The following is a 21,531-nucleotide window of genomic DNA, read 5'->3' on the forward strand; positions in this document are numbered from 1 at the left end:
GAGAGAAGGCCGACGCCGATGAAACTCTTCTACTGGCCGAAGACGCGCGCGTTTCGCGCGCTGTGGATGCTCGAAGAACTGCGCGAGCCGTATGAATTGGCGTTCGTGAATATCCGGGCGGGCGCGCAGAACGAAGCCGCGTTCAGCCGCGTCAATCCGATGTCGAAGCTCCCCGCGCTCGACGACGGCGGCGTGCGCGTGGCCGAATCCGGCGCGGTGCTGCTGTATCTGGCGGACCGCTTTCCGGACGCGCGTCTGGGCGCGCCGCTTTCGGACCCGGCGCGCGGCCGGTTCCTGCAATGGATGTTCTTCACCGGCTCATGCCTGGAACCGGCGATGGCCGAGCGCATGACCGGCGCGCAGGGCAACACCTTCAGCTTCGGCTGGGGCGACCTCGCGCGGGTGGAGCATGCGATCGAAAGCGCGCTCGAAGAAGGGCCGTGGCTGCTCGGCGAGCCGTTCACCGCCGCCGACATCCTGCTCGCGAGCACGTTGCAGATCGCGTTCGTCGCGAGGCTGATCGAGCCGCAAGGCGTGCTCTTCGATTACGTCGAACGGGCGGTGGCGCGCGAAGGCTACGAGCGCGCGGCCGCGATCGATCATCGCGAGGCCGAGCGCCTCGGACTCAGGCCGCACCCGAAAATGCCGGTGGATTGAGCGGAGAGTCAGGGAAACGCGCGGGGCTTCGGAATGCCCGCGCCGGCGTCGATGTCCGCGACCGCGCGCAGGTGCGCAAGCTGAATGGCTTCGTGGGACGTCGGGAGCCCGTCGTCGCCGCCGACTGTCTTCCAGTCCTGCACGGCTTTGTCCAGATGGCGAATCTCGTACTCGGCGTCCCAGCGCGGGCCCTGAAGCTCGATCGGCCGCACGTGGATGGAATAGACGCCATATAGGAAGACCTGGTCCGGCATGTCGCCCTCCGATGCAGTGGACGGCGCGATCGCGCCGTCTTTCTGCCAGCTACAGTTCGATTTCCCCGAGGATGCGGTGCGCGAGCGCCCGCGCTTCGTCGAGTGCTTCGTGCTCGTTCTCCGATGCCGCTTCCACTTCGTAGAGCGTCGCGTCGGGCTGCTCGCCGTCGTCGCGCGAGAGGGAGACGAGCCCCTGGAACTTGCCGCCGTCGATGGCGCGCACGCCGATCGTCGCGGTGTAGATGCCTTTCGTGTAGGTCGTGTCTTCCATGATGGATTCGCCTCTGGCCCAAGGACTTAAGCATGAAATTCATGCTAGCACGCGGTCATGCGCCGCGTGTGACTGCGGCGCATGACCGCGCTCAGTCCTTAGCCGAGCAATTCCTCGACCTCGTCGAGCGACGGCGAATGCGCGCCCGAATGACGGCACGCCGCCGCGCCCGCCGCGAGCGCGAACTTCAGATGCTCGGGCCAGCCGCCGTGACGCGCCATCAGGCTATAGAGCAGCCCGCCGATGGACGCGTCGCCTGCGCCGACCGTATCCGCCACCTCGATGACCGGCGGACGCGCGTTGAACGCTTCATCGCCGGCATAGAGCGTCGCCTCCGACGAGCCGCGCGTGACGAGCACGGTGGCTTGCGGGTTCATCGCGCGCAGTTGCGCGAGCGCGTCTTCCTCGGGAATGCCACGAAACAGCATCTGCAGGTCTTCGTCCGACACCTTGATGAGATCGGCGAGGCCCGCCATGTTGCGCAGGATCGGCTCGTAGCCGTGCTCCATCAGGTTGCGGTAGTTCGGATCGAAGCTGATCTTCACGCCGTGCTCGCGCAGTTTCGCGGCGAGCGCGGCGAGCGTCGCGCCGAGCGGCTGGCGCACGAGGCTAATGCAGCCGAAGTGCGCCCACTTCACGCGCTCCATCCACCCTTGCGGCAGCTTCTGGGGATCGAAGGCGAGATCCGCGCCGTTTTCGCCCATGAAGTAGTAGGTCGGCGGTTGCGTCTTGTGGACGATGGCCAAAAGCGGCGGACGCTCGACGCGCTGCATGAAGCGCATGTCGAGGCCCGCGGCGACGCTCGCCTGCCAGAGGTCGTCGGAGAAATTGTCGGTGCCGAGCGAGCCTGCGCACGCGGTCGGCAGGCCGAGCCGGGCGACGGCGCGCGCGACGTTCCAGCCCGCGCCGCCCGGACGCGACAGCCAGCTGGACTCGCCGGTGCGGATCAGGTCAGTGAGGATGTCGCCGGCCGAGACGAACTGCGGAAAAGTGGTGTGATCGGTTGCCATCGTGCTTACCGTGAGTTGTGCGGCGAGGCGAGCGCGTTCAGCACTTCGTAGCACGCGCCCATCGTGTGGTAGTCGGTCTTGCCGGCGGGACTTTTTTCGTCGCCGTATTTGCGGTTGTCGCAGGTCAGTATGCGATACCACGCGCCGTAGCGATGATCGACGAAATGCGCCCAGCTATAGCGCCAGAGTTCGTCGTAGCAGTCCCAGAAGCGTTCGCTGCCGGTGCGCGCGCCGAGGAGCGCCGCCGCCGCGAAGCTCTCGGCCTGCACCCAAAAGTACTTGTCGTGGTCGCAGATGCTGTCGTCGGGGCCGAAGCCGTAGTACAGGCCGCCGTGCCGGTCGTCCCAGGCGCGGGAAAAGCCCGCGTCGAACAGTTCGATGGCGCGCGGCGCGAGCCACGGCAGCGCGCGATGCCGTTCCAGAATGAGCAGCAGCTTCGCCCATTCGGTCTGATGCCCCGCCTGAAAGCCCCACGGCCGGAAGATGTTCGAGCTGTCCGATTCGTTGTAATGCCAGTCCACCGACCAGTCGCGGTGAAAATGCTCCCACACGAGGCCATTCGACAGCCGCGCCTGCCGCAGCGTGATGTTGCCCGCAATCTTCTCGGCGCGGTCGAGGTAGAGCACGTGTCCGGTCGCCTCGTACGCGGCGAGCAAGGCTTCGGTCGCGTGCATGTTCGCGTTCTGCCCGCGGTAGTCCGAAAGCTGCCAGTCGGGCGTGGCTTCGTCTGCGTAGAGACCGGCTTCGGCGTCCCAGAAGCGGCGTTCCATGAGCGCGAACGTTTCGTCGATCATGGGCCGCGCTTCGTCGATGCCCGCCATGGCCGCATGCGCGCACGCGAGCAGCACGAACGCCATGCCGTAGCAATGGCGCGTGCCGTCGAGCGTGCGTTTCTGGCCGTCGCGCCACTGGATTTCCCAGTCGTAGCCTTCGTTTGCGGCGTCCCAGTGCGCGTCGCGCAGGAAACGGAATGCGTGGCGGGCGTCGTCTAGGAACTGCGCATCACCGAAGTGGCGATACGCCATCGCGTAGTTGAAGACGAAGCGCGTGCTGCTGACGAGATGGCGCGTCGTGCGATCGTAGACGGTGCCGTCGTCCTTGAAGAAGTGGAAGAAGCCGCCGGAGGGATCGCGGCCGTTCGGCGCGTAGAAGGCGAGCGTGTCGCGGACGTGCGAAAGCAGGAAGTCGCGGCTGCGGAAGTCGATTCCACCTTCCGGCGCTTCGCCCGAAACGACGGCGGCGACGGCGGCTGAAGCGGTCATGTTCATGGCGTGCGGATCTCCTCTTTCGCGCCCGAACTCGCGCGGGCGATGAATTCCACGCTCATCAGCGAGTCGGCCTGATCCGGCGGGGTCGAAGGATCGTCGAGCAGCAACTCGACGCCTCGCCGCCCGAGTGCTTCCTTGTCCACGGCGACCGTCGAGAGCGGCGGCGCGCTGTGAGCGGCGGCGGGAATGTCGTCGAAACCGACGAACGCGATGTCCTCCGGCACGCGCAAACCGTGCGCGAGACAGACGCGCATGGCCGCGAGGGCCGCTGCATCGTTATAGGCGAAAACCGCGTCGGGCAGCGGACTCGATCTTGCGCGCGTCTCGGCGATCAGGCGCTCCATCGCGTCGGCCGCGGCGACATCGGCGGGCACGCCGGCCTGCGCGGTGATTTCTAGCGTCGGATCGAAGAGCAGGCCCGCGTCGAAATACGCTTTGCGATACCCGAGCGCCCGCTGCGCGATACTGTGATGCGCGAGCGACCCGCCGATGAACGCGACGCGCCGCCGTCCGAGCGCGAACAGATGCTGCATGGCGAGCGCCGCGCCCTTCGCGTTGTCGATGTCGACCGAACGAAAGCCGGGCGCGCGCAAGTCGATAAGCACGATGGGCCGCGCGAGCGACTGCAGATGCGCGAGCAGTTCCGGTTCGACGAAGCCCGCGACCGCGATGGCGTCCGGCGCGTGCAGCCGCATTTGCTGCGCGAGGTCTTGCGTCGGTCCGGCGGTCAGCACGGACGGCACGAGACGACGCTCGCGGCAGGCTTCTTCGAAGCCGTGCAGCACTTGCGAGAAGAACGGGCTGACGGCGAAATTGTTGTGCTGCCGATGCAGCAGAAAGGTCACGCGACGAATGCGCGTGCGCAGCTGCGCCGAATCGTAGCCGAGACGTTGCGCGACTTCGACGACGCGCACGCGCGTGGCCTCCGACAAACCCGGCTGGTTCTTGAGCGCACGCGAAACCGTCCCGATGGAGACGCTCGCCGCGCGTGCGACATCGCGGATGGTAGTGGCCATCGTGTTGTTCTCTATGATGAGGCGAGAGCGCGCGACATATGCGGCGCTTGTGGGGGCGGATTGTATAGTAAAAGTGCAGCGGGACGCGTGCGGGAGCGCTTAGAGGAAACCACTAAGGCTTGCAGGATAGGCGCTTGGGGTTGAAGCGGTTGTTTAGTAAAAGGACCAACGTGTTTGGCCGTAGAGCCGAGTGGCGCGGCGTGCGGTGCGCTTGCCGGTCGGCACCGTCGCGCGCGGCCCGCGTCGGCCTGCCGTGCTCCTTAATCGAGCTTTCGGCGGTACGCCGCAGCGATGACGTGCTCTGCGCTGCGCGTTCGCTCGTCATGTCTGATTCGCCGGCGAGACAGCATCGTGACGCGCGGTCGTCTCGGACTTAACTTGCAAGCCGCATTAGTCGCCATCATGACTTGGCTGTACGAACGAACGGACGCGACCGCGGACTTGTAGCGGCATCCGACAGTGCCTGCACGCCGGGCGCCTGCACGTTTCCTCGCGGCGGTTGCTTCGCGAGCACCGCGGCATCGCCGTGCGCGTTCACACCCATACACGTTTATGGCTCGCGCAAGCCGCAGGCAAATTGCCGGCGAAATCGTCGCCTGCGTCGGCGCCGCTTTCGCTTCGAGCGGGCTGCGTAGCGCTCGCTCGCACGTCAGCATTGGCCGCTAGTCACGCCCGGATTGAGTGAATGCCGCGATCTCGAGCTTGCCGTCGAAAGCGGCGCAGCCTGTGTGCCCTGATCCGTCGCGTTAGCTCGAAATGCCCGACTCGCGCAACCCCGCACCGTCACGCGCCGTTCAGATGAGCACGACCTCATAAGGCCGCGTCAGTCGCGCAAGCACATGTTCCGGCAGCACGGCCGCCTGTCCTGTCGCCGTGTCCGGTTCGATCTGGCTGCGGAAAGCCTGCACGGCTCGCAGCTTGCGCGCAAGCGTTGCATCGTCCAGCACGATCTTGCGGGCGCGGCTCCACGGTACGCGGGTATCGTCCGGCGACGCCCAGTCCCAGGTACAAAGAGGCACTTCCACGAATGGCAACCCGAGCGCAGTCGCGGCCGAAAACGCGGCGCGTCCCACCGCCTCGTGATCCGGATGGCCGTCGTAACGCCAGGTCGCGAAGACGATGTCGTCCGGGCGCAAGTGGCTGGCGAGATAACCGGACAAGCCCGGCTCCATGTCCTGCGCGCTGCCGTGTTGCAGGCCGAGCCTTGCCACCTGCACGTTTCGCAGATGCAGCCGCTGCAAGGCCTCGCGCGTTTCCATCGGACGGACGGCGGCGAGGCGCTCCGGCGTCCATTCGGTCGAATTCGGGTGGCTGGCAGTGCCGTCCGTAACTGCGACGATCAACAGGTTCCTGCTCGTCTCCGATAGCTGCGCGAGCAATCCACCGGTGCCCAGAACTTCCGCATCGGGATGCGGCGCCAGAACGACCGCCCGCGCGCCGGGCGGCACGAGATCGCTCGAATGCACTTCCGGCAAGGCGCCGAGACGGCCCCACCTTTGCCACATGGCTTCCGGCGTGCCTCGGGCGGAAGCCTCGTCCTGTTGCGACGGCGAAACGCCCGATTTCAGCGTAGCCATGCAATGCGCTCCTATCCCTTCGCGCGCAGCTTGACCGAGCCGGCAGCATGCGACGCGCGGACAGACCCCGGCGGCGCGCCAACGCGCCGTGCCGGATCGCCGCAGTGAGCGGCTCCTTTCAGCAAAGAATCACGGATGAGTGATGTGTGGTTCATGGCTTTCCCCGTTCTCGCCTATGCGAGTTATGACCGCAGTGTGGCAAGTCATGTACCCGATTCACACTCGGCCGAATGGCGTAGGCAAAAGCGCCGGACTTCGGGCATCGGCCTGTTGCGTGATGCTGCCGGCGAGCAGGTTGTTTTGCCTATGCCGTTCGGCTGAGTCGACGTCGAACGACGCATCGGCTCAAATGACAAAAAGGCCGCACGGGGCGGCCTAGACGGAAAGCGGAGAAAGACGATGCAGCGGTCAACGGCGGGCGGGCGCCCCGACGGTTTTGCCTTCGCGCGCAGGCTCGGCGGCTGTCCTGCGCGAGCCCCAGCGCTGCGCCAGTACGGCGCAGACCATCAACTGGATCTGATGGAAGAGCATCAACGGCAGTACCACCGCGCCCACGGCGTGGGAAGCGAAGATGACCTTCGCCATCGGAATGCCGGACGCGAGACTCTTCTTCGAGCCGCAGAAGATGATCGTGATCTGGTCCGCGCGGCTGAAGCCCAGCCGTTTTGCGCTGAACGCGGTAATGAAGAGCGCAGCGGCGAGCAGCAGAATGTTCACGACGAGCAGGCCCGCCAGCGCCGAGACGGAAATCGAATGCCAGATGCCTTCGTTCACCGCTTCGCTGAATGCGACGTAGACGACCAGCAGAATGGAGCCCTGATCGACGAACTTCAGCACCGGCTTGTGGCGGTCCACCCATTTGCCGATGGCCGGACGCAGCAATTGGCCGGCAATGAACGGCACGAGCAGTTGCAGCACGATATTGCCGACGGTGTGCCACGGCGAGCCGGTAGTCGCGCCGTGATTGCTCACGAGCAGGCCGACGAGCGCGGGCGTGATGAAAATCCCGAGCAGGCTGGAGGCCGACGCGCTGCACACGGCGGCCGGCACGTTGCCTTTCGCCATCGAAGTGAACGCGATGGAGGACTGCACCGTGGACGGCAAGGTGCAGAGAAACAGGATGCCGGTGTAGAGCGCCGGGGTGACGAGCGGACTCAGCACAGGCTTGAGCGCGACGGCCAGCAGCGGGAACATCACGAAGGTGCTGAGCAGCACGAGCAAGTGCAGACGCCAGTGCGTCGCGCCGGCGACGATCGCCTCGCGGGAGAGCTTCGCGCCGTGCAGGAAGAACAGCAGCCCGATGGCGATGTCGGTGATCCAGTTGAACGCGACCGCCGCAGTGCCGCGGCACGGCAGCAAACTGGCGATGATGACGGTGCCGATTAACGCAAGCGTGAAGTTGTCAGGAAGGAGTTTGGGCCGTGCCATCTAAGAGGTCTCGCACTCGGGCGCGCCGGGCCGTTTGGTCTGGCTAGCGTCGCGTCAGGGAAAACCATGATTTTCGCCTGCGGTCGATTGAATTGGCAAATTCATTTCTTGGATCGATTGATTCCATTTTCGCATGAGAGCGAGCGGGAGTCGTGCCGTCGCACAGCAAATTTTAGACCGCGCGTGCCCGCAGAAGACGATGCAATCGTCCTAAGAATCAGCGCGCAAATAAGGACCGCGAAGCGAAAAAACTCTGACGTAACATGGTGTTACAACCATCGCGCGGGCCTAACACTTTTTGGCTCGACGGCTCGCGCGAAGGTTAATAAATTATTGGATGCGCTGGTCGGGCGATGCGCTCATCGCTCACATCGATGGCTGTTCGCCGGCATCGATGACGGCTCGCGCTTCCTTCGACGGCTAGGTTGCGGTTGAACGGATGAATTCTCGTGCTGGATGCAGGCACTTCTGACATGGCGCCCACAGGCTTTCGCAAGACGACTCGGTTTCTCGCTTCCACCGCGCTCATCGCGCTCGCGGCGGCGGGATCGCTCGCGCTCGCCGGGCCGCGCGTCGAGTGGTTGTCGTCGGCCGTGTTCGAGGATTCGGCCGCGAGCCGCCAGTCGCTGCATGCCACGCCGATCGCCGCCAAGGAAGGGCTCACACCCGTGAGCGCCGAGATGCGCCCGACGCCTCGTGGCGAGCAAGCCACGGCGTTTCACGGCACAGGCTCCATCCGCGCGGACATCACACGCTATAACGAAGAACGCAACGTGCCCCGTCCGCAGGGCCGCCCATCGGACGACGGCCGCGCGCCTGCCGCGTCGAACTTCCGCAACTGAGCGGTCTAACTCGCGTCTCCTAATCGCGCGACTTCGTCCTTCGTCCAGTTAACGAAAAACAATTGGCGCGTCCAGCCCGCATGTCACGGTGACGTAATCTCGCCACAATAAGGCGTCACTTTTCCTGTCAGACGTTCCCCTCTTTTTTCCGCGCAAGGACAATGCGGCCTTCGGCTCATTGCGCGGCTTCCCTTTGTTTCGAAACTCCTTTCATCGCGTCGGAAGGCGCGCCGCGCCTGCTTTCCGGTGAGTCGCATCGCGTGGTTCGCAGCGGTGAGATGCGGGCGGCGCGCGAAAAGCATGAGCGTCGCGATCGACGCTCGCATGACGGAGTACTCGAAACGCTATACCCGCAATAACGATAAAGATTTTTGACCGGAGAAATGGTCCGTAAAGATGGTGCCGCTCCACACGCGATGCCTCTCGTCAGAAGCCCATTACGCCGGTCAGACGAGGCGAGCGCCACGTTTCTCGCCCGCCACGCTTTTAATTTTCGACAAAGACAGGAGAGTTCAAGATGCCAACCGTCAACCGTGCGCCGCGCAACACGCTGAAAGCGGCGGTCAGGGCCACCGCAGTCGCCGCGATGATCGGCTTTTTCGCCGCGGGCGCTGCTCACGCGCAATCGAGCGTGTCGCTGTATGGCCAGGTCGACGAATGGGTCGGCGCCACCAAGTTCCCCGGCTCCCAGCGCGCGTGGAACGTCAGCGGCGGCGGCATGTCGACGTCGTACTGGGGCATGAAAGGCGCCGAAGACCTGGGCAACGGCTACAAGGCGATCTTCACGCTCGAGAGCTTCTTCCGCGCGCAGAACGGTCGCTACGGCCGCTTTGACGGCGACACGTTCTTCGCCCGCAACTCGTATGTCGGCATTCAAGGCCCGATCGGTACGTTTACCGCTGGCCGCCTGACCACGCAGCTCTTCGTCTCGACGATTCTGTCCAACCCGTTCGTCGACTCGTACGTGTTCTCGCCAATGGTCGCTCACGTGTTCCTCGGCCAGGGCACGTTCCCGACCTACACGACGGATCAGGGCGTGACGGGCGACTCCGGCTGGAACAACGCCGTGCAGTACACGACGCCTGACTTCAACGGCCTCTCCGGCAGCGCGATGTACGCGTTCGGCAACAGCGCCGGCGACAACCGCTCGAAGAAGTACAGCGCGCAGTTCCTGTACTTCCACGGCCCGTTCGCGGCGACCGGCGTCTATCAGTACGTGAACTTCAACAACACGCCGGGCGATCTGCCGACGTCCAATGCCTTCACGATTCCCGGCTTCAAGAGCCAGAGCGTCGGGCAACTGGGCGCGTCGTTCGACATGAAGTACGTGAAGTTCTTCGCGCAGTACATGTACACGAAGAACGACATCGAACCGACCTCGTTTCACGTCAACACGGGGCAGGGCGGCGTGACGGTGCCGGTCGGCCCCGGCACGGTGATGGCGTCGTACGCGTACTCGCGCAGCAACGGCGGTCTCGATCAGACGCACAAGAGCTGGGCGGTCGGCTACGACTATCCGCTCTCGAAGCGCACCGACGTCTATGCCGCGTACTTGAACGACAAGTACACGGGCATGTCCTCGGGCGACACGTTCGGCGTCGGCATCCGCGCGAAGTTCTGAGCGCAGCGCCGAGCCGCAAAAGAAAACACCGCGCCGGGTGCGCGGTGTTTTTTTGCAGGCGAAGACAGAATCGGCGGGTCAGCGAATCGCCAGCCGCCTCTTCGCCTCCTCATACTCCTCTTTCAGCCGCGCGACCAGTTCGGCGACGCTCGGCGTATCGTGCATCAGGCCGACGCCCTGGCCCGCGCCCCAGATGTCCTTCCACGCCTTCGCCTTGCTGGATCCATCCCCGAAATTCATCGCGGTCTTGTCGGATTCGGGCAGCGCGTCCGGATCGAGCCCCGCGTTTACGATGCTCCGGCGAATGTAGTTGCCGTGCACGCCCGTGAAGAGATTCGTGTAGATGATGTCCGCCGCGGTCGAATCGACGATCGCCTGCTTGTAGCTGTCGAGCGCATGCGCCTCGCGCGTCGCGATGAAGCGCGTCCCCATGTAGGCGAGGTCCGCGCCCATCGCCTGCGCAGCGAGAATCGAGCCGCCATTCGCGATCGATCCCGACAGCACGATCGGTCCATCGAAAATGCGCCGCACTTCGCCGACGAGCGCGAACGGCGACGTGGTGCCCGCGTGCCCGCCCGCGCCCGCCGCCACGAGAATCAGCCCGTCGACGCCCGCGTCGAGCGCCTTTTGCGCGTGGCGCAGATTGATGACGTCATGTAGCACGATGCCGCCATACGAATGCACGGCGTCAATCATCTCCTTGACCGGCGCCCGCAGGCTCGTGATGAAGATCGGCACCTTGTGCTCGACGCACACGCGCACGTCATGTTCGAGCCGCGCGTTGGACTGATGCACGATCTGATTCACCGCGATCGGTCCCACAACCGCATCGGGATTCGCCGCCTTGTGCTCGGCGAGCGATGCCTGAATCTGCGTGAGCCATTCGTCGAGCAATTCGGCGGGCCGCGCGTTCAGCGCGGGGAACGATCCGACGATTCCCGCCTTGCACTGCGCGAGCACGAGTTCAGGGTAACTGACGATGAACATCGGCGAGCCGATGACGGGAAGCGCGAGATTCTGCAGGACGGCGGGAAGGGCCATAGGACGAGTCTCCTGATGTGTCATCTCGTTTCGACGCTAGCTTAAGCATGCCTCGAAGCGATGAATAGGAACGATCGTTCGATTATAGGCAGCGCGAGCTTGCTACGGGTCGGGGCAAATCCGAGTGAATCCTCGGTTTTCAGGCAATTCGGGCGTTCGTCGAGTGAGCATTCGAAGCGCCACGCCTACAATGACCTGCACACCGACAACAAGAACGCACCATGTCTTTTGCAGGCTACGAGCCGTTTAGCGTCGACGCCGCGGGCGTCGCGATCGCGGGCGTGAAGGGCGGCAACGGTCCGCCGCTTCTGCTCTTGCACGGCCATCCTCAGACGCACGAAATCTGGCACAAGTGCGCCGACGTTCTCGCGCGCCACTTCACGGTGATCGCGACGGATTTGCGCGGCTACGGCGCGTCGGCGAAACCTGGGAGCGACGATCAGCACACGCCGTATTCGAAGCGCGCGATGGCCGCCGATCAGGTCGCCGTCATGCGGCACTTCGGCTACGAGCATTTTCTCGTGTGCGCGCACGATCGCGGCGCGCGCGTCGCGCATCGCATGGCGATGGATTTTCCGGATGCTGTCGATCGACTGATGCTGCTCGACATCGCGCCGACGCTCGCCATGTACGAAGCGACCGACCGCGAGTTCGCGACCGCCTATTTCCACTGGTTCCTGCTGATTCAGCCGTCGCCGCTGCCGGAACTGCTGATCGGCGGCAATCCGAACGCATATATCGACCGCGTGATGGGCAATCGTCACGCGGGCCTCGCGCCATTTGCGCCGCATGCGTTGCAGGCCTACCGCGATGCGCTCGCGCAGCCGGGCGCGGTCTACGCGATGTGCGAGGACTATCGCGCGTCCGCGAGCATCGACCTGGAACACGATCGCGCCGACCGCGAGCGCGGGCTCAAGATCGCGTGTCCGTTGCGCGTGCTGTGGGGCGCGGAGGGCGTGATCGAGCGATGCTTCGACGCGCTCGCCGAATGGCGGCGCGTGGCCCGCGACGTGAGCGGCCGCGCGCTGCCGTGCGGGCATTACATTCCCGAGGAGCAGCCGGATGCGTTGATCGAAGAGATGCTCGCGTTCTTCGACACCACGGCTTGACGACGAAGCGTCAAGCATCTGTAGGGAAAGCACCGATGCACGGGGTATATCGTCGGGTTACGATCAATTCGACGTTGATCACGTCTATGTTCGCCGCTTGCCGTAGCTGACAAGCGGCTTTCTTTTTGGCCGCACGCTTTTTATGCGACGGCCACCACGCCCGCGTTCACCTTCACCGCGCCCGCCTGCGCGAGTTCCGCGACGATTCTCTCCAGCAACGCGCGGCGCTCGCCCGGCGCGGCAAGCATATTCGCGGCGGCGCGCATGGCGCGCGCCGTTGCGGTGGTCGCAAAGAGCGCGTCGAAGCTCATCGCGCGCACTTCCATCAGCTTGAAGACGATCAGCACCTTCAGCGCGTTCTTCGCGTTGCGGGCGGGATCGGCCTGCAAATAGTCGAGCCGCGACGAGGCGACATCGAGTGCGCGCGCCACGTCCGTGAACGGCGCGCCGTGGCCGGGAATCACGAGACCGACGTCGAGCCGCGCGATGAGTTCGAGCACCGCGCGTTCTTCGGCGAAACCGCTCGCGCCTTCGAGCTCCGGAAAGATCACGCCGAAGCCGTTCTCCCAGAGCGCGTCGGCGCTGATGAGCACGCGCGTCTCGGCGCAGTAGAGCATCAGCGAGTGCGGGTCATGTCCCGGCGCGCCGAGCACGGACCATGCGAGTCCGCCGAGCATGAGCGTGCCGCCCGTCGCAATGGTGCCCGTGAAGCCGAAGCGGTCGCACCGCTGGCCAGTGGCGTTGAAACTGAGCGCGTGCTCGTCCCATTCGCGCACGGCGTCGGCTTCGCTCGCGGGAATCAGCGTGTCGCACGCATACGTTTGCTGAAGCAGCGCGTTGCCGCCGCAATGGTCCGAATGCAGATGCGTATTGACGATCAGATCGAGCTGGCGGCGCGGACCGAGCTTCTGCCTGACGAGCGCTAACGTTTGCGGCGCATGGGAAACGTAGCCTGTATCGACGAGCGCCGCGCCTTCGTCACTGACGAACAGCACATTGTTCGACGAGAGCCAGCCGCGCTCGAAGACGGTCATGGAGTCGGGTAGCGCGTTCAAGGCGCGGTCTCCTTCGGCATCACGACGATGGTCGCCGTCGCCTTCATCACGGTTTCGCCGAGTTGATTCTGAGCGCCGCCTTCCAGCTTCGTCAGATCGCCGCCAAGGCTCGCTTTCCACTTCGCTTCGATCACTTCCCAGCGCATGGTGAGCACGTCGCCGGCTTTCACGGCGCGCGTCAATTTGATGCCGAATTCGAGGCCGAGCGGCTGCGCGTATCGCGCGAAGTGGTCGGCGATCATCGCCATGAGATGCGCGGTCGGTTGCGTGCCGGACGCGATCAGGGTGCCAAAGCGGCTCGCGCGCGCGTAGGCTTCGTCGTGATGCAGCGGGTTCGTGTCGTTGACGAGCGTCGCGAATTCGCGGATGGAATCGGCCGGCAGCGCGAGCGTCGCCTGGAACGATTCGCCGAGCATCACGACGCGCGCGCCTTGCCTGCGGCTCGGGATGCGCGCGAGCACGCCGCGTTTCGCGGCGTCGTCATACGCGCTCCATTCCGCAATCTCGTCGATGGTGCGAAAGCAGCCATCGCAGAAGCCCGTTTGCGCATTCATGCGGCAGACGTCGACGCACGGCGACGGCACGCCGTTCATTGCGCCGCCGTCTCGCGCAGCGCGACATCGGCGACGGGCGCGCCCGTCAGATCGATCAACTCTTGCGGCGACAGGTTGAAGACCGCATGCGGATGCCCGGCCGCGGCCCACAGGCTGTCGAGCGCGAGCAGGTCTTCGTCGATCAGCGTGACCGGCTCGACCGCGTGCCCGATCGGGCACACGCCGCCGATCGCGTAGCCGGTCTTTTCGCGCACGAACTTCGCATCGGCGCGGGCAAGTGCGCCGACGCGCGCCGCGACTTTCGCTTCGTCCACGCGATTCGCGCCGCTCGCGATCACGAGCACGGGCGCATCGTCTTCGCGGCGGCGAAAAAGAATCGACTTGGCGATCTGCGCAATGGAGCAGTCGAGCCCGGCCGCCGCTTCCGCCGATGTCTTTCCGGTCTCGGGCAGCATCACGACCGGATGCGGATGACCGCGCTCCTGCAACAGCAACGCGACGCGGCGCGCGGAATCGGGCAGGGCTTCGATAGGAGTCGGTTCGATCATGGAGTTTCTCTTCGTGACACGCTTAGACGCAGACTTCGCCGCTCTTTTTCTTCGCCAGCAACGCGCGGCCGGCGCGCGATGCGCTCTGCTTGCCGATTGCGCGCGAAATGAAGTCACCGATCTCGACGAGTTCATCGAGTTTCACGCCGGTCTCGATGCCGAGCCCGTTCATCAGATACACGACGTCTTCGGTCGCCACATTACCCGTCGCGCCCTTCGCGTACGGACAGCCGCCGAGCCCCGCGACCGACGCATGAAAAATCTCGATGCCTTCGAGCAGCGCCGCATAGATGTTGCCGAGGGCCTGGCCGTACGTATCGTGAAAGTGGCCGGACAGGCGCTCGCGCGGGAACACCTTCGACGCCGCCGCGACCACTTCGCGCGTGCGCTTCGGCGTGGCGACGCCGATGGTATCGGCGATGTCGATCTCGTCGCAGCCGAGCGCCTTCATGCGCTCGACCACATCCACGACGGACGCCACGCTCACTTCGCCCTGATACGGGCAGCCGAGCGCGCACGAAATGCTCGCGCGTAGCCGCATGCCGGCTTCCTTCGCGGCTTTCGCGACCGGCTCGAAACGCGCGATGCTCTCCGCGATGCTGCAATTGATGTTCTTCTGCGAGAACGCCTCGCTTGCCGCGCCGAAGATGACGACCTCGTCGGCCTTCGCTTCGAGCGCGCCTTCGAAGCCGCGCATGTTCGGCGTGAGCACGGAGTAGATCGTGCCCGGCCGGCGCTCGATGCGGGCCATGACGGCGGCGGCGTCGGCCATTTGCGGCACCCACTTCGCGGAGACGAACGACGTGGCCTCGACATTCACGACGCCCGCGCGCGCGAGCCGGTTCACGAGCTCGACCTTCGTTTCCGTCGAGACGAATTCCTTCTCGTTCTGCAGACCGTCGCGCGGTCCGACTTCGACGATTTTCACTTTGGTGGGAAGCATGGCTGTCTCCGTTATAAGCCCTCGCGCGATTCAGTAACCGCGCTTGAAATCCACGATGCCGCTGATCGCTTCGCCACGCGCGAGTGCCCGGATCTTCGCGGCGATCTGCACGACGCTTTCCTCGCGCAACGTCTCCGCCGATATGTGCGGCGTGACGCTGACGCGCGGATGCCGCCAGAACGGATGATCGGCGGGCAGCGGCTCGGCATGGAAGACGTCGAGCATCGCGCGGGACAACTGCCCGCTGTCGAGCGCGGCGAGCAGGTCGGCGTCGACGACATGCGGGCCGCGCGCCACGTTCACCAGATACGCGCCGCGCGCGAGCTTGCCGAACGCGCGCGCATTCAGGATGCCTTCCGTATCCGGCGTATGCGGCAGCAGGTTGATGAGCATCTTCGCGCCGTCGAGGAAGGCGTCGAATTGTTCGGCACCGGCGAAAACCTCAACGCCTGCGATGTCCTTCGGCGTGCGGCTGTAGCCGCGCACCGGCACGCCGAGACCGACCAGCGCACGCGCCACTTCAGCGCCGAGCACGCCGAGTCCCAGCACGCCGACCGTGAAGGTCTTGCGCGCATGCTGCGGCAGTTTTCGCCAGCGGCGTTCGCGTTGCTGCACGTCGTATTCGTCGAAGCGGCGCATGAAGCGCAGCACGGCATAGGTTGCGTATTCGACCATCTGCTGCGCCATGCCGGTGTCTTCCAGACGCACGAGCATCGCGTTGGGCGGCAGCGTGCCCGGCTCCTTGCGCTCGACATCCAGAATGGCATCGACGCCCGCGCCGAGATTGAACACGGCCTTCAGATCGGGACGATCGGCGAACAGCTCGCGCGGCGTGCGCGGTGTCGCCCGGTTGCCAGACGCGCACGTCGGCTTCCGGCAGTTCCCGCGCGAAATCGCGCAGCCAGGCGTCGGTGTCGGCGTGTTGCTCGTAGAAGATGATCTTCATGCGGCTCACTTGGCGAACAACTGACCGATGTCGTGGAACGCCTTGAATTCGAGCGCGTTGCCGCACGGATCGAGGAAGAACATCGTGGCCTGCTCGCCCACTTCGCCCTTGAAGCGGATATGCGGCTCGATGATGAACTTCGTCCCCACGCCCTTCAGACGCTCGGCGAGCGCGTGCCAGTCGCTCATCGAGAGCACGACGCCGAAGTGGCGCACCGGCACGGCGTCGCCATCGACGGCGTTCTTCGCGGCGGGGCGCGCCTCGTCGGGCGACAGATGCGCGACCAGTTGATGCCCGAAGAAATCGAAATCGACCCACTCGGGCGAACTGCGTCCTTCGGGACAGCCGAGCAACTCGCCGTAGAACGCGCGGGCGTTCTCTAGACTGGTGACGGGAAAGGCGAGATGGAACGGCTGCAGCGTGCGTTGCGTCCTCGAATGGTCCGCGTGCTCGAAGCGGCCGGCGGATTCATCGGGTAGATCGGACATACGGCCTCCCTGTGGCGACGATGCGGCGATTCGGGACATTTTACGGTGACGGCGCGCTCGGCGTGCGGCTGCGAATAACCAAATGACGATTGAATCGTTCGCGGCCGCGCTGCATCACGCGAGAATGAAGCCTGAACCGAATGCAGCCGAGGCACGCATGAACATGAACGACGAATCCTTGCGGCGGCCGGTGCTCGTGACCGTGCCCGGACTGCACGGCAGCGAAGGCGCGCACTGGCAGAGCTGGCTGGAGCGGCAATACGTGGAGGCATCGCGCGTCGAGCAGGCCGACTGGGACGCGCCGCATCTCGAGGAGTGGGCGAGCGCCGTCGAGGCGCGGCTCGACGCGTTGCAGCGGCCCGCCGTCCTCGCCGCGCACAGCTTCGGCTGCCTTGCGGTCGCGCATGCGTTCAGGCGAGCGCGCAGCCGCGCGCTCTCTCGCGTGACCGGCGTGTTGCTGGTCGCGCCGGCGAGCCCGGACAAGTTCCGGCTCGCGGGCCGGTTCGAGCCACAGCGACTTACCGTGCCGTCGATCGTGGTCGGCAGCGAGACGGACCCATGGATGCCGATCGACCGGGCGCGCGATCTCGCGCAGCATCTGGGCAGCGCGTTCGTGAATTTCGGCGATGCCGGGCACATCAACACGGCGGCGGGCTTCGGTCCGTGGCCGCACGCGAAGTATCTCGTCGATACGCTCGCGCACTACGCGCCGCCCGAGGCGAAGGCCGAGCGCGAGCGGTTGCAGCGTGAACATGCGTATGGCTGATGCTGCTTAAGCGCATCCGATAACATACATGGCCGCCTTCGAGCGGCCTTTCGCTTTCTGATTACGGGGAACTCATGGCGGCATTCAGGCAAATCGCGCTCGCGACATTGATGATGGCGACGGGCGTCGCGCACGCGGACACTACGCTGCTCAACGTCTCCTACGACGTGACGCGCGAGCTATACAAAGACATCGACGCCGCCTTCGTCGCGGACTACAAGAAGCGCACCGGCGAGACCGTTTCGGTGAGGCAGTCGCATGGCGCGTCGAGCGCGCAGGCGTTGTCGGTGATGCAGGGCTTGCAGGCGGACGTGGTGACGATGAACCAGCCGAACGACATCGACCTGCTCGCCGAGCGCGCTCAACTCGTGCCGGCCAACTGGCGCACGCGCCTGCCGAACGGCAGCGCGCCGTACACCACGACGATGGTGTTCCTCGTGCGCCACGGCAATCCGAAGCACATCAAGGACTGGAGCGATCTGGCGCGGCCCGGCGTGCAGGCGGTCATCGCCAATCCGAAGACATCGGGTAACGGACGCTACACGTATCTGGCGGCGTGGGGCTACAAGAAGCAGCAGGGCGCGACCGACGCGCAGGCGCAGGACTTCGAGAAGGCGATCTTCGCGAACGTGCCGGTGCTCGACACCGGCGGGCGCGGCGCGACGACGACATTCACGCAGCGCGGCATCGGCGATGTGCTCGTGACCTTCGAGAACGAAGTGGGGCTGATAGAAGCGGGCGCGGGCGCGAAGGACTTCGACGCGGTGTATCCGTCGTCGAGCTTGCTGGCGGAGCCGCCGGTTTCGATCGTCGATAAGGTGGTGGACAAGCGCGGCACGCGCAAGGAGGCGCAGGCGTATCTCGACTTCCTGTACACGCCGCAAGCGCAGGAGATCATCGCGCAGCATCATTTGCGGCCGCGGAACGCGGACGTGCTCGCGAAGCATGCGAGCGAGTTCAAGCCGCTGAAGACGTTTACGGTGGAGCAGGTTTTTGGAAGCTGGCAGAAGGCGCAGCAGACGCATTTTGCGGATGGCGGGACGTTCGATCAGATCGTCGCCGACAAAAAGTAGATGCGGTGTAAGTCGCGCTGCGCTCCCTTGCTCGTCGGGGCGCGAAGTGATCGGGCACTTCCGGGTGAGAGTCTTTGATCGCCTGGAAGTGAGCGCTTCCCGACACTCCGCTGCCTAGTGAGTGAACATGGCGCTAAGGACGTAAAGGGCGATCATCACTCCCGTCGTCAATAACGCATGGTAAGACCAACGTTTGACGCTCCACCTACGCCAGGCGTAAGCGTTCAGCGTTGCGCCCAAGGTGGCTGGGCCAAGGATGAACACATACAGGATGGGCCAGTTGTACCAGGCTAGCGGACACTTTCCCAGTTCATTGCATCCGTACACCACACGTTGCGGCACGCGAAGCCAATCAGCATGGCTCAGTGCGACTAGGCATATCCACGTGATAAAGAGGCCGTAGCAAAATCCAACGACGCTTACCGCGAGCCGCTTCACTTGATCTCCCAGAAGAGAATAGCCTTAGCCTTGCCGAGGTCGGAGTAACCAACGTTCGTCCAGGGAATGTGCGCACTCGCTATTCCAACTCGCCGGCCGATGACGCCCAGAAGGCCTTCGCCGCTGGAGATGGTCAGTCGGCTGCCATTCCAAAGATCAATGTGACCGCCGCTAGCGTTAGCCGTGCTTTCGCCGTCGCGCGCCCAGTATCGCGAGAATTCGATGATACCCGTGCGACCTTTAACTCTTTTCTCCCAGTCCGCCCCGGTAATGTCCTCCGCCCTTGGCAGACCGGCGAAAGGCTGAAGTTCCAGCCACTGCGCCAATTCGTCCGCGCGGGTCGCGGTCGGCTTCCCATCGAGCAAGATGCGCCCGAGCTTCTCACCGGACGCCGGCCGAACGAGCCTCTCCGAGAAGGACTTCATGCCGATTCCGACGCGATGGAGCATCACACTCATGCGAATGGCGCATTGGTTGTCATAGGCAGGGTTGTCGTACGGATCACCACTCGGGTAGTTAGCCCACAGTTCCGCGAATGTGACGGACCTGAGCGGCACTTCCTTAACGGAGCCCGGCGTGTTGTTGGTTCGTACGATGGTTTTTCCGTTCGGCATCAGGTCCACTCCTCATGAGCCAGGGCATCGTCGCCCCAATGGACCGTATAGCTCGTTACGTCATCCGTGGATATGCGCGGCAATAAGCCGGCAGCGTCTATGCGCCCGCTGCAGACCGCGCCCGCCGACGTCTCTATGACATAGGGATAACCGATAAGCGAACTTTGGGCGCTCGCGACGAGCACTTGTTCGCTGTAATCTGACGTCGGCCCACTACCGAGCGAATTGGCGTCGTACAGGGCTTCCGCGGCAGTTCCGGCTGCCAGCCTGGCGGATTCTTCCGCAGTGAAACTCATGGACATGTTTCGCTCGGCGTAGAACACCGGCGCGGGACTGCATCCACATACGTTGATGTCGCCGCTCAGCGCCCATTGCTTGCCGTTGGGCCCTGTTCCGGCATGCCGGGGCCCGCGCTGCGCGATAAACCCTACGCGCTTGCAGGCATTGCAGTATGTGCTCATGCCGAGTGTCGCGATCTCAACGCGCGGGGGCGGGTTGGAGCACGTAACGGTCGAGAGGCCTTCAATGATGACGGCATCTCCCGCACGGTCACCTTTGGCAAGGAATGAACGCTTCAATATCGGATCGCTTTCTACGGTGGTTCAAGGCAGGCGCGCACATAGCAAATCGGACGACGCTGCGTGGTCTGGCCGCAATTCCATTTAGGTCCTGCGAGACTCTCGCGGAAAGAAGTTCGTTTTCCTTTCTATATGGCGCGTCGTCGTTGCGCTTGTTTTGCGTTCATGTGAAAGCGTCAGGATACGAGAGCAGCGTGGAACTTCAAGTGGATGCCGGGCGACGCATGCCGAAATCGACAAACTATGACGAGATTCTTCAAGGCGCAGCGGCCGACGCGGTGGAAGGACAGAGACTTGCAATGACGGCGGCGCCTTCGATCAGATCCTCGCCGACAAAAAATAAAACCCTCGCGGGGCTCGCGACCACCGACGCGAGCCCCGCTCCCAACGCTCAATCCCCGCAGTGCCGCGCCGCCGTTTCGTGCGCCGCTTCCGCCCGCATTCCCAGCCGCTCGATGAGCTTCCGGTCCGCTTCCGCCTGCGGATTACTCGTCGTCAGCAGTTGATCGCCGTAGAAGATCGAATTCGCGCCCGCCGCGAAGCACAGCGCCTGCAACGCCTCGTTCATCTGCTCGCGGCCAGCCGACAGACGCACCATCGCCTTCGGCATCGTGATGCGCGCCACCGCGATCGTGCGCACGAACTCGAACGGATCGAGCGCCTCGGTGCCCGTCAGCGGCGTGCCCGCCACTTGCACGAGATTGTTGATCGGCACTGACTCCGGATACGGCTCCATGTTCGCGAGCTGCGAAATCAGCCCCGCGCGCTCGCGACGCGATTCGCCCATGCCCACGATTCCGCCGCAACACACGTTGATGCCCGCATCGCGCACATGCTCCAGCGTATCGAGGCGGTCCTGATACGTGCGCGTCGAGATGATCTGGCCGTAGAACTCCGGCGACGTGTCGAGGTTGTGGTTGTAGTAATCGAGGCCCGCATCGCGCAATGCCTGCGCCTGATGCGACTCCAACATGCCGAGCGTCACGCACGTCTCCAAGCCCATCGCCTTCACGCCGCGAATCATTTCCTTGATCGGCTCCAGATGACGCTCCTTCGGATTGCGCCACGCCGCGCCCATGCAAAAGCGCGTCGCGCCGTTGGACTTCGCGGTTGCGGCGGCCTTCAGCACGGCATCCACTTCCATCAGCTTGTCGGCCTTCACGCCCGTGTCGTGATGCACCGACTGCGGGCAGTACGCGCAATCTTCCTCGCAGCCGCCCGTCTTGATCGACAACAGCGTGGAAAGCTGCACGGCGTTCGGATCGAAATGCTCGCGATGCACCGTCTGCGCGCGATACAGCAAATCGTTGAACGGCAGTTCGTAGAGCGCGACGACATCCGCGACGCGCCAGCGCGCGGGCGCTTGCGTCGGCGTGTGTGCTTGAGCGTGATTAGCGTGTTGAGCGGTGCCGGCAGTAAGAGTCTGCGTCATGT

General features: G+C 64.5%; 23 protein-coding genes and 1 pseudogene. 7 read left to right on the forward strand and 17 right to left on the reverse strand.

Annotated features, from left to right (window positions below; genetic code table 11):
* Positions 1 to 18: 18 nt before the first annotated feature.
* A complete protein-coding gene (locus tag HWX53_RS02015) occupies positions 19 to 657 on the forward strand; it encodes a glutathione S-transferase (protein WP_175938956.1) in 639 nt (212 codons plus the stop codon).
* An 8-nt stretch (positions 658 to 665) separates the two neighbouring features.
* Here the strand turns inward: HWX53_RS02015 and HWX53_RS02020 are convergent, their stop codons facing one another.
* From HWX53_RS02020 to HWX53_RS02045, 6 genes are all read right to left on the reverse strand, one after another.
* On the reverse strand, positions 666 to 911 hold the full coding sequence (locus HWX53_RS02020; RefSeq protein ID WP_175938958.1) for a hypothetical protein: 246 nt from the start codon (positions 909 to 911) through the stop codon (positions 666 to 668).
* Positions 912 to 960: 49 nt separating this feature from the next.
* Positions 961 to 1,182 (reverse strand): hypothetical protein, encoded by a 222-nt coding sequence (locus HWX53_RS02025; RefSeq protein WP_159837620.1) that lies wholly within the window; start codon positions 1,180 to 1,182, stop codon positions 961 to 963.
* A gap of 98 nt (positions 1,183 to 1,280) precedes the next feature.
* Positions 1,281 to 2,192: a carbohydrate kinase gene (locus tag HWX53_RS02030; protein ID WP_175938960.1), complete on the reverse strand. Its 912-nt coding sequence runs from the start codon at positions 2,190 to 2,192 to the stop codon at positions 1,281 to 1,283.
* A gap of 5 nt (positions 2,193 to 2,197) precedes the next feature.
* Positions 2,198 to 3,460, reverse strand: coding sequence for an AGE family epimerase/isomerase (locus HWX53_RS02035; RefSeq protein ID WP_175938961.1), 1,263 nt, complete (start codon positions 3,458 to 3,460; stop codon positions 2,198 to 2,200).
* A complete protein-coding gene (locus tag HWX53_RS02040; protein ID WP_175938964.1) occupies positions 3,457 to 4,476 on the reverse strand; it encodes a LacI family DNA-binding transcriptional regulator in 1,020 nt (339 codons plus the stop codon). The genes HWX53_RS02035 and HWX53_RS02040 overlap by 4 nt, the downstream gene beginning before the upstream one ends.
* Positions 4,477 to 5,270: 794 nt before the next feature.
* Positions 5,271 to 6,053 carry a PIG-L family deacetylase gene (locus HWX53_RS02045; RefSeq protein ID WP_175938966.1) on the reverse strand — a complete coding sequence of 261 codons (783 nt, stop codon included), beginning with the start codon at positions 6,051 to 6,053 and terminating at the stop codon, positions 5,271 to 5,273.
* Between the two features lie 135 nt (positions 6,054 to 6,188).
* Here HWX53_RS02045 and HWX53_RS02050 point away from each other — a divergent pair, with 135 nt between their 5' ends.
* The gene (locus HWX53_RS02050; protein WP_175938967.1) at positions 6,189 to 6,374 is read left to right on the forward strand and encodes a hypothetical protein; all 186 of its coding nucleotides are present in this window, start codon (positions 6,189 to 6,191) and stop codon (positions 6,372 to 6,374) included.
* Between the two features lie 87 nt (positions 6,375 to 6,461).
* Here the strand turns inward: HWX53_RS02050 and HWX53_RS02055 are convergent, their stop codons facing one another.
* Positions 6,462 to 7,481, reverse strand: a complete 1,020-nt coding sequence (locus HWX53_RS02055) for a bile acid:sodium symporter family protein (RefSeq protein ID WP_175938969.1) — start codon at positions 7,479 to 7,481, stop codon at positions 6,462 to 6,464.
* A 473-nt stretch (positions 7,482 to 7,954) separates the two neighbouring features.
* Here HWX53_RS02055 and HWX53_RS02060 point away from each other — a divergent pair, with 473 nt between their 5' ends.
* Positions 7,955 to 8,323 carry a hypothetical protein gene (locus HWX53_RS02060; RefSeq protein WP_175938971.1) on the forward strand — a complete coding sequence of 123 codons (369 nt, stop codon included), beginning with the start codon at positions 7,955 to 7,957 and terminating at the stop codon, positions 8,321 to 8,323.
* Between the two features lie 517 nt (positions 8,324 to 8,840).
* Positions 8,841 to 9,944 carry a porin gene (locus HWX53_RS02065; protein ID WP_175938973.1) on the forward strand — a complete coding sequence of 368 codons (1,104 nt, stop codon included), beginning with the start codon at positions 8,841 to 8,843 and terminating at the stop codon, positions 9,942 to 9,944.
* Positions 9,945 to 10,022: 78 nt separating this feature from the next.
* Here the strand turns inward: HWX53_RS02065 and HWX53_RS02070 are convergent, their stop codons facing one another.
* Positions 10,023 to 10,985: a nitronate monooxygenase family protein gene (locus tag HWX53_RS02070; protein WP_175938974.1), complete on the reverse strand. Its 963-nt coding sequence runs from the start codon at positions 10,983 to 10,985 to the stop codon at positions 10,023 to 10,025.
* Positions 10,986 to 11,206: 221 nt separating this feature from the next.
* Here HWX53_RS02070 and HWX53_RS02075 point away from each other — a divergent pair, with 221 nt between their 5' ends.
* The gene (locus tag HWX53_RS02075; protein ID WP_175938976.1) at positions 11,207 to 12,094 is read left to right on the forward strand and encodes an alpha/beta hydrolase; all 888 of its coding nucleotides are present in this window, start codon (positions 11,207 to 11,209) and stop codon (positions 12,092 to 12,094) included.
* 140 nt (positions 12,095 to 12,234) lie between these two features.
* Here the strand turns inward: HWX53_RS02075 and HWX53_RS02080 are convergent, their stop codons facing one another.
* From HWX53_RS02080 to HWX53_RS02105, 6 genes and pseudogenes are all read right to left on the reverse strand, one after another.
* On the reverse strand, positions 12,235 to 13,149 hold the full coding sequence (locus HWX53_RS02080) for an MBL fold metallo-hydrolase (protein ID WP_175938978.1): 915 nt from the start codon (positions 13,147 to 13,149) through the stop codon (positions 12,235 to 12,237).
* Positions 13,146 to 13,703 carry a DUF1289 domain-containing protein gene (locus HWX53_RS02085; RefSeq protein ID WP_244140036.1) on the reverse strand — a complete coding sequence of 186 codons (558 nt, stop codon included), beginning with the start codon at positions 13,701 to 13,703 and terminating at the stop codon, positions 13,146 to 13,148. Before HWX53_RS02085 ends, HWX53_RS02080 begins: the two co-directional genes overlap by 4 nt.
* A 35-nt stretch (positions 13,704 to 13,738) precedes the next feature.
* The gene (locus HWX53_RS02090) at positions 13,739 to 14,251 is read right to left on the reverse strand and encodes a YbaK/EbsC family protein (RefSeq protein ID WP_175938982.1); all 513 of its coding nucleotides are present in this window, start codon (positions 14,249 to 14,251) and stop codon (positions 13,739 to 13,741) included.
* Positions 14,252 to 14,273: 22 nt separating this feature from the next.
* The gene (locus HWX53_RS02095) at positions 14,274 to 15,194 is read right to left on the reverse strand and encodes a hydroxymethylglutaryl-CoA lyase (protein WP_175938983.1); all 921 of its coding nucleotides are present in this window, start codon (positions 15,192 to 15,194) and stop codon (positions 14,274 to 14,276) included.
* A gap of 30 nt (positions 15,195 to 15,224) precedes the next feature.
* Positions 15,225 to 16,140, reverse strand: a pseudogene (locus HWX53_RS02100) (glyoxylate/hydroxypyruvate reductase A).
* A gap of 5 nt (positions 16,141 to 16,145) precedes the next feature.
* The gene (locus HWX53_RS02105; protein WP_175938985.1) at positions 16,146 to 16,628 is read right to left on the reverse strand and encodes a VOC family protein; all 483 of its coding nucleotides are present in this window, start codon (positions 16,626 to 16,628) and stop codon (positions 16,146 to 16,148) included.
* Positions 16,629 to 16,785: 157 nt separating this feature from the next.
* Here HWX53_RS02105 and HWX53_RS02110 point away from each other — a divergent pair, with 157 nt between their 5' ends.
* Positions 16,786 to 17,394, forward strand: a complete 609-nt coding sequence (locus HWX53_RS02110; RefSeq protein WP_175940568.1) for an alpha/beta hydrolase — start codon at positions 16,786 to 16,788, stop codon at positions 17,392 to 17,394.
* 74 nt (positions 17,395 to 17,468) lie between these two features.
* Positions 17,469 to 18,467 (forward strand): sulfate ABC transporter substrate-binding protein, encoded by a 999-nt coding sequence (locus tag HWX53_RS02115; RefSeq protein WP_175938987.1) that lies wholly within the window; start codon positions 17,469 to 17,471, stop codon positions 18,465 to 18,467.
* Positions 18,468 to 18,901: 434 nt separating this feature from the next.
* On the opposite strand, the gene HWX53_RS02120 is transcribed toward HWX53_RS02115, so the two are convergent.
* The 3 genes from HWX53_RS02120 to bioB form a co-directional block, all read right to left on the reverse strand.
* Positions 18,902 to 19,519 carry a type VI secretion system amidase effector protein Tae4 gene (locus HWX53_RS02120; protein WP_175938989.1) on the reverse strand — a complete coding sequence of 206 codons (618 nt, stop codon included), beginning with the start codon at positions 19,517 to 19,519 and terminating at the stop codon, positions 18,902 to 18,904.
* Positions 19,519 to 20,097, reverse strand: a complete 579-nt coding sequence (locus HWX53_RS02125) for a PAAR domain-containing protein (protein WP_244139980.1) — start codon at positions 20,095 to 20,097, stop codon at positions 19,519 to 19,521. Before HWX53_RS02125 ends, HWX53_RS02120 begins: the two co-directional genes overlap by 1 nt.
* Positions 20,098 to 20,488: 391 nt before the next feature.
* Positions 20,489 to 21,529 carry a biotin synthase BioB gene (bioB, locus tag HWX53_RS02130; protein ID WP_175938991.1) on the reverse strand — a complete coding sequence of 347 codons (1,041 nt, stop codon included), beginning with the start codon at positions 21,527 to 21,529 and terminating at the stop codon, positions 20,489 to 20,491.
* Positions 21,530 to 21,531 lie beyond the last annotated feature (2 nt).

It is taken from the genome of Caballeronia sp. BCC1704, from assembly GCF_902833455.1.
Classification (GTDB): domain Bacteria; phylum Pseudomonadota; class Gammaproteobacteria; order Burkholderiales; family Burkholderiaceae; genus Caballeronia.

Excerpts from the sequence above, each read along its gene's own strand:
- HWX53_RS02105 (WP_175938985.1), bottom strand. The coding sequence starts at position 16,628 with ATGTCCGATCTACCCGATGAATCCGCCGGCCGCTTCGAGCACGCGGAC.
- HWX53_RS02020 (WP_175938958.1), bottom strand. The coding sequence starts at position 911 with ATGCCGGACCAGGTCTTCCTATATGGCGTCTATTCCATCCACGTGCGG.
- HWX53_RS02115 (WP_175938987.1), top strand. The coding sequence starts at position 17,469 with ATGGCGGCATTCAGGCAAATCGCGCTCGCGACATTGATGATGGCGACG.
- HWX53_RS02085 (WP_244140036.1), bottom strand. The coding sequence starts at position 13,703 with ATGAATGCGCAAACGGGCTTCTGCGATGGCTGCTTTCGCACCATCGAC.
- HWX53_RS02055 (WP_175938969.1), bottom strand. The coding sequence starts at position 7,481 with ATGGCACGGCCCAAACTCCTTCCTGACAACTTCACGCTTGCGTTAATC.
- bioB (WP_175938991.1), bottom strand. The coding sequence starts at position 21,529 with ATGACGCAGACTCTTACTGCCGGCACCGCTCAACACGCTAATCACGCT.
- HWX53_RS02045 (WP_175938966.1), bottom strand. The coding sequence starts at position 6,053 with ATGGCTACGCTGAAATCGGGCGTTTCGCCGTCGCAACAGGACGAGGCT.
- HWX53_RS02110 (WP_175940568.1), top strand. The coding sequence starts at position 16,786 with ATGAACATGAACGACGAATCCTTGCGGCGGCCGGTGCTCGTGACCGTG.
- HWX53_RS02035 (WP_175938961.1), bottom strand. The coding sequence starts at position 3,460 with ATGAACATGACCGCTTCAGCCGCCGTCGCCGCCGTCGTTTCGGGCGAA.
- HWX53_RS02015 (WP_175938956.1), top strand. The coding sequence starts at position 19 with ATGAAACTCTTCTACTGGCCGAAGACGCGCGCGTTTCGCGCGCTGTGG.
- HWX53_RS02050 (WP_175938967.1), top strand. The coding sequence starts at position 6,189 with ATGAGTGATGTGTGGTTCATGGCTTTCCCCGTTCTCGCCTATGCGAGT.
- HWX53_RS02025 (WP_159837620.1), bottom strand. The coding sequence starts at position 1,182 with ATGGAAGACACGACCTACACGAAAGGCATCTACACCGCGACGATCGGC.
- HWX53_RS02075 (WP_175938976.1), top strand. The coding sequence starts at position 11,207 with ATGTCTTTTGCAGGCTACGAGCCGTTTAGCGTCGACGCCGCGGGCGTC.
- HWX53_RS02065 (WP_175938973.1), top strand. The coding sequence starts at position 8,841 with ATGCCAACCGTCAACCGTGCGCCGCGCAACACGCTGAAAGCGGCGGTC.
- HWX53_RS02060 (WP_175938971.1), top strand. The coding sequence starts at position 7,955 with ATGGCGCCCACAGGCTTTCGCAAGACGACTCGGTTTCTCGCTTCCACC.
- HWX53_RS02070 (WP_175938974.1), bottom strand. The coding sequence starts at position 10,985 with ATGGCCCTTCCCGCCGTCCTGCAGAATCTCGCGCTTCCCGTCATCGGC.
- HWX53_RS02095 (WP_175938983.1), bottom strand. The coding sequence starts at position 15,194 with ATGCTTCCCACCAAAGTGAAAATCGTCGAAGTCGGACCGCGCGACGGT.
- HWX53_RS02030 (WP_175938960.1), bottom strand. The coding sequence starts at position 2,192 with ATGGCAACCGATCACACCACTTTTCCGCAGTTCGTCTCGGCCGGCGAC.
- HWX53_RS02090 (WP_175938982.1), bottom strand. The coding sequence starts at position 14,251 with ATGATCGAACCGACTCCTATCGAAGCCCTGCCCGATTCCGCGCGCCGC.
- HWX53_RS02120 (WP_175938989.1), bottom strand. The coding sequence starts at position 19,519 with ATGCCGAACGGAAAAACCATCGTACGAACCAACAACACGCCGGGCTCC.
- HWX53_RS02040 (WP_175938964.1), bottom strand. The coding sequence starts at position 4,476 with ATGGCCACTACCATCCGCGATGTCGCACGCGCGGCGAGCGTCTCCATC.